This is a genomic window from Limosilactobacillus sp. (genome assembly GCF_051873035.1).
Taxonomy (GTDB): Bacteria; Bacillota; Bacilli; order Lactobacillales; family Lactobacillaceae; genus Limosilactobacillus.
Window position 1 is genome coordinate 1 of the sequence record NZ_JBJEEL010000065.1, and the last position, 5992, is coordinate 5992.

Annotated in this window: 7 protein-coding genes; 5 read left to right on the forward strand and 2 right to left on the reverse strand. The window is 45.8% G+C overall.

What is annotated here, in order from left to right; all coding sequences use genetic code 11:
- Window positions 1-111: 111 nt before the first annotated feature.
- On the reverse strand, window positions 112-744 hold the full coding sequence (locus tag ACI31H_RS06860; RefSeq protein WP_439771242.1) for a deoxynucleoside kinase: 633 nt from the start codon (window positions 742-744) through the stop codon (window positions 112-114).
- 165 nt (window positions 745-909) lie between these two features.
- Between ACI31H_RS06860 and ACI31H_RS06865 the strand changes: the two genes are divergently transcribed.
- The 5 genes from ACI31H_RS06865 (at window position 910) to ACI31H_RS06885 (ending at window position 4515) form a co-directional block, all read left to right on the forward strand.
- Complete coding sequence (locus ACI31H_RS06865) at window positions 910-1518, forward strand: hypothetical protein (RefSeq protein WP_439771243.1); 609 nt, start codon at window positions 910-912, stop codon at window positions 1516-1518.
- A 60-nt stretch (window positions 1519-1578) separates the two neighbouring features.
- A complete protein-coding gene (gene rbsR / locus ACI31H_RS06870; RefSeq protein WP_439771244.1) occupies window positions 1579-2598 on the forward strand; it encodes a ribose utilization transcriptional repressor RbsR in 1020 nt (339 codons plus the stop codon).
- Between the two features lie 33 nt (window positions 2599-2631).
- Window positions 2632-3549: a ribokinase gene (gene rbsK / locus ACI31H_RS06875; protein ID WP_439771245.1), complete on the forward strand. Its 918-nt coding sequence runs from the start codon at window positions 2632-2634 to the stop codon at window positions 3547-3549.
- Window positions 3550-3617: 68 nt separating this feature from the next.
- Complete coding sequence (locus tag ACI31H_RS06880) at window positions 3618-3860, forward strand: hypothetical protein (RefSeq protein ID WP_439771246.1); 243 nt, start codon at window positions 3618-3620, stop codon at window positions 3858-3860.
- A complete protein-coding gene (locus tag ACI31H_RS06885; protein ID WP_439771247.1) occupies window positions 3841-4515 on the forward strand; it encodes a lysostaphin resistance A-like protein in 675 nt (224 codons plus the stop codon). Before ACI31H_RS06880 ends, ACI31H_RS06885 begins: the two co-directional genes overlap by 20 nt.
- Before the next feature lie 89 nt (window positions 4516-4604).
- On the opposite strand, the gene hemH is transcribed toward ACI31H_RS06885, so the two are convergent.
- Window positions 4605-5552: a ferrochelatase gene (gene hemH, locus ACI31H_RS06890; protein ID WP_439771248.1), complete on the reverse strand. Its 948-nt coding sequence runs from the start codon at window positions 5550-5552 to the stop codon at window positions 4605-4607.
- Window positions 5553-5992 lie beyond the last annotated feature (440 nt).

The window sequence follows — 5992 nt, forward strand, 5'->3', positions numbered from 1 at the left end:
TATGCCCTGTGATACCAAGGGATCAGTCTGTCTTCATACTTTCAAGTTTCAGTCAGTTAATAAAAACAGCTCGAGCACTCGGCATTTAGCTGAATACTTGAGCTGTTTTTATTAACGAATAGTTTTGAGCCGTTCGTCAATCATGTGAAGAACGATCTCGACGTTCTTCGGGTCTTCCAGGTCGTACTTTTCTAGGTCAACCTTCATCTTGGGACTGGCATCGTAGTCTTTGTACCATTGCTTGTAGGCGCTCCAGATCTTGTAGTAGTAATCCTTTAATTCTGGATTATTATCAACCTGTTCGTAATCGCGACCCCGTTTTTTAATCCGGTAAAGGATGGTTTCAAAGTCCGTTTCCGAATAAACCATTAGGTCCGGTGCCTTTTTCGGCAACTGCTGAAGGTCCTTCATCATATTATCGAGCAGGTCTAGGTAAACTTCCAACTCGGTATCCGTGATGTTTCCCTCGGCATTATTTTCGCGGGTGAACAAGGCGTCTTCATAGATTGAACGGTCTAAGACATTATTATCATTTGCCAGTGCCTGTTTAATCATGGAAAAGCGCTTATTTAAAAAGTAGATCTGCAATAAGAAACCATATTGCTTTTGGTCTTTATAGTACAGTGGCAAAACCGGATTGTCACCGACTGGTTCAAAGAACGCTTTTGTATGGAGGTGTTCGGCAATCTTTCCGGTTAACGTTGTCTTCCCAACACCAATCATTCCTGCTGTAATAATCACCATATTGGCCCCTCTTTATAATTTTTAGAACAAGAACCATCATACTACAAAATTAACTTGCTGCCCACCGTTAATTTTTGATACGCAGAATTTAACGACGGTAAAATATTTGAAAAATCACTAGAAAAACCGGAAAATAGGAGAAGAGAATTTTGGGGAGAGTTAGATATGGAAAAAATGAACCAAACCGACTTGCGCGCGCAACTAGCACTTGCCCGCCAGAATGGTAGCTTGATTGAAATTCATAATATTCCTGGTGATGACTACTTCAATGTGGGCTTTGTAGTGGCGATGGACCCGACCTTTTGTCTGGTAATTAGTATCGACTGGGATGGGAAAATTAACGGACTGATCGTGATCCGCATTAGCAGTATTACCGCGGTTGCCCAGCATACGGACTACCTTATGACCATTTCTGAAAAGACGAAGGTGGCTCACCAGTACGGGTACTTTGATATTTGGCACGTCCAACAGTTCATCGATGATCACCCGGAATTTAGTCGGGGCGACCTATTAAATAGCGCGTTGAACGATTCCTACACCCACCATTTACCAGTGGTAATTGGCACTGACCAGTACAAGGGAGCCGATGATTTTACCGGGGTAATCGCGGACCGTGACCGGATTAAGCTCACCTTGCATTATTTTAATGAAAACGACTTGTCATCACTGTGGACGTACGATATCCTACTTGCTAAAATTGATTATGTTCGTGTTCGTGGGACACAGGCTGCCACCGGCCGACAGATCTTAAGCGACCTTTTTGCTGGCGAATAATTATGTGGTGGCTGGCTTAAGTTTGGTGTTTGACATAGTAATGATACAAAGAGGAAGAAAATGAGTAAAAGAGTAACGATTCGCGATATTGCAAGGATGGCCGGTGTTTCGGTAACGACTGTTTCACAGGTCTTAAATGGCAAGGGCAAGCGATTTAGTAAAACTACCCGGGAACGGATTATGAAGCTCCGGGATCAATATCAGTACGTGCCGGACTTTCACGCCCGTAGTTTAATTATGAGAGAAAATATCAATACGATTGGTGTATTGGTACCCAATGTTAGTGAGGCCTTCTTTGGTTCCTTTGTTGAGGGGGTTCAACAGGTCGCCCGACAGGAAAAGTTAATTCCACTGATCTTTAGTGCTAACCGGGATCCAAAGTTGGAAAAACATTACCTAGAACAAATGGTCGAACGGTCAATCGATGGGTTGATTATTGCCAGTGCCCGGATGACGACGGAGATGATTAACCAGGCGTTGATTAACCGTGATATTCCCTACATCCTATTCGACCGTAACTATGACCAGGAGGGGGCCCGGGTGCAGACCGATGATTATCACGGTGGTCAGCTAGCGGCCCGTCACTTGGTAGAATTGGGCCACCAAAAGTTCCTCTACCTAGGGGTTAAAAATATCACGGAGAACTTTAAGCAACGGTTAGCGGGCTTTAAGAGTGTTTTGTTGGCACATGGTCGGCACTTTGATGAGGAAAAAGACGTCCTACGTGCGGACCTGAGCTGCCGCGGTGGCTATGAAGCGGCCCGGGCCGTGGCTGCTAGTGGGGCGACCGCAGTTTTTGCGGCGAACGATGAGATGGCCATTGGCCTACTGCGGGGGTTAAGGGAGTTAAAGGTCCGGGTACCGGAAGATATTTCGGTAATCGGCTATGATGATATTTCCCTGGATGAATATGTCTATCCGAAATTAACCACCATTCACCAACCTATTTTTGACCTGGGAGTCGGCGCAACAAAGATATTGTTAGACCGAATTCATAACCAGCACCGTGACGAGACGGTGGAAAGTTTCCCCGTGCGGCTGGTTTGTCGGGAAAGCACGGGACCGTGTCATATGGTATAGTATTACTACATAAGAACGAGGAGGAAATAAACGATGAATAAAGTGACAGTTGTCGGGAGCTTAAATGTTGACACAACAATGAAAATTAAGCGAATGCCACTACCTGGTGAGACACTTTCAGCGTTAGGCAAGTCAAGTGCCGCTGGTGGTAAGGGAGCTAATCAGGCAGTATCTGCTGCTCGTTCTGGTGCCCAAACATACTTTGTCGGTGAAGTCGGCAAGGATAGCGGCGGTGAGATGATGCTTAAAGACCTCCGGGAAAATGGAATTGACGTTTCTGGTATCAAGGTCAATGACCAGGTAGGGACTGGTTCAGCGGCAATCTTACTGGATGAAAATGGGCAAAATAGTATCTTGGTTTATGGTGGTGCCAACCAAGAGTTGAGTGTTGCTGACGTAACTGCCGCTAAGAAACAAATCATGGAGGCTGATTTTGTAGTAGCACAGTTTGAAACACCTCAAGCAGCGACCTTGAAGGCATTTGAACTGGCTAAGGCCAACGGGGTTACAACAATCTTGAACCCGGCACCAGCACACGAGATTGACCCGGCCGTTTTAAAGTTGACCGATCTGATTATCCCTAATGAGACGGAGAGTCAGGCGCTGACGGGAATCATTATTACGGATGAGACCTCGATGCTGATGTCCGCCGCCAAGTTTGCGAAGATGGGTGTCCGTAACCTGATTATTACGGTGGGGGCCAAGGGGGCCTTCTACTGTACACAGGACGGGTATAACTTCATCCCCGCCTTTAAGGTTAATGCGGTTGATACGACGGCAGCGGGTGATACCTTTATCGGGGCGCTTTCCTCCCAGTTAAAGCCGGACATGAGTAACATTGAAAAGGCGTTAGTTTACGCCCAACGTGCTAGCTCACTGGCCGTTCAGAAGATGGGGGCATTGCCATCAATTCCGACAAAGGACCAGATCATGGCTGCTAGCCAAAAGTAGATGATCAGATGGGGTGTAGCAGGGCGACCTGGTGCACCTTTTGATTACGTCACGGAGGAAACGAACAGATGAAAGCAGAATATTTGATTAAAGTGATCCTACCCCCGTTTATTATTTTTGCAGTTCTGGTGGGGTTGACGATTGCCAAGCTGATTTCCGGTTGGCTGATGTATGCCTTGTGGATTTTGGGCTTTGTGGTCGCCAACGTTATCGTTACCAGGATCACCGCTAAGTGGAGTTATCAACGGCGGCGTGAAATTCGCCAAAAGGAGGAAGCAAGCCAACAACACCATGAAGATTCGAAAGACTAAGTTGGGTTCCTGGTTTTACCGGATAGGAATCGTCGCCATCTTTTTCCTGCTCATTCAGGTACCACCAATGGCGGTGGCAATTGCTAACCGGCAACCGCATAATCAAGCGTTAGCGATTGGGATATCGGTAATTTTTGTGGTTATCTTTTTGTTTATTATTGGCTGTGCGCGGCGGGTCTATCGGCGCTATAACCAGTTAAGTGGCGGACCGGTTAGGCCGCTAATGGTAATTACCGGTTATGTAATGCTACTGGTGGGGATGGCAGTCTTTGGCTGGCTGAACATGTACCTTTTCCACCAGACCCAGACAGCTAATAATGCGCTTATTCACCAGTTGTTAAACCACAACCGGATAATCACGGCTGTTTTTGTAGTATCGTCCTTTACTTTGACCCCGGTGGCCGAGGAGCTAATCTTTCGTGGTATTTTGACGAACCTCTTCTTCCGGCCTAATGCCTTATGGGCAAAGATGTTTTTGTCGGGAATCGTTTTTTCACTGGCCCATACCAGCACGACCATCGTGAGTTTTCTGATGTATTGCTTTATGGGGATGGTTTTAACCTATGTTTACCGGCGATCGGGCAGTCTTAAAAACAGCATCCTTCTTCACGGGATTAATAACTTTGTGGCCATTTTGATGATGCTCACCCAATAAATTAATATAAGGCTTTCACCGGCCAGATGACTTTATCTGACCGGTGAAAGCCTTTTTCCTTTTAATTACCCAAAGGAGTGGGAATACTATTACTTGCCCAGGACGATCTTTTGAAGGATGCTAGTAAAAGCCGGGTCAGCGTTGAAACAGCGGACGACCTTAAAAAACTGACCACCATTTTTCATAAAGTAATGACGATTTTCGATGTCTAATTCATGAAGGGTTTCCAGGCAGTCCGCCACGAAGGATGGTGAAATGACTAGTACCCGTTTGATATTCTTCTTAGGTAACTCTTTGAGGAGATCAGCAGTAGCAGGGGTAAGCCATTTGGCGGGCCCAAACTTAGATTGGTAGGTTTGGATTATCGGAATATCGGTGTCAAGGCGCTGCCTGATCCCCTCCGTAGTTGCCTGACATTGTTGGGGATAGGGGTCACCATTTTGGGCATAGCTAACTGGAATGCCGTGGAAAGAAATGATGATTTGATCATACTTATTTTGATTTAGTTCGGCCTGAATATTGTGGGCTAAAAGGTCTAAGTAGTCACTGCGATCGGCAAAACCATTGATGATGTGTAGTTCCGGAACATGGGTACGCCGATAGTAAAAGCGGTTGATGTCATCCATGATTGAACCGATCGTTGTCGTTGAGTATTGAGGATAGAGCGGCACAATTGTTAACCTTTGAACCCCGGCTGTTTCCATTTGCGTTAAAGCGTCTGCGATTAGTGGTTTGCTATAGGAGTACGCGTAAGCGACTTGATAGTCGGGTAATCGCCTTTGAAGCTGGGCGGCCTGCTGTTCAGTGTAGTAGGCGAGGGGCGAACCGTGGTCCGCAGACCAAATTTGTTGGTATTTAGCCGCCGATGCCGCAGGACGGGTGGGTAGAATCATTAGGTTGAGAATTGGTAACCAGATGGATCGCGGCGTATTGATAACGCGGGGATCACCTAGGAAACGGCGTAAGTACGGACGAACCGCTTTAGCCGTGGGCTCATCAGGAGTACCGAGGTTGATAAGTAGAACACCTTTTTTCAAGTTATAACCTCCAAACAGGAATTTCACTTACTATTTTACACTAAAAATATCTTGAATTATTATTTTAGCTAAATAGATAAAAAGAGTTGTAATCGCTTACAAAAGATGGTATATTAAAGACGTGGAAGGAAAGAAGAAATGAGCTCCTGATACGTCAGGTAGTGCTCCCACCTAATAGAGTGCCGAAGGAAGTTATGGAGTAGGCAGAAGCAACGTAAGAGTGACCGGAACTATCGATGTAATTATTTGTAATGAGTTGGTCACCGGGGTGCGCTTGAACGGCGGTATATAAAAAGCGACTTTGCGGAAGTTTAGAATCAAAGACAGATAGTTAATTAATCAGTTCCAGAGCAAAGTGGCGAGATTCCTTCCGTATAAGAAAAGGGGGCTCTTTGTCAAGAAGTACTGATAAGAAAATTGAATAGCTTTTTAAGCAGCTC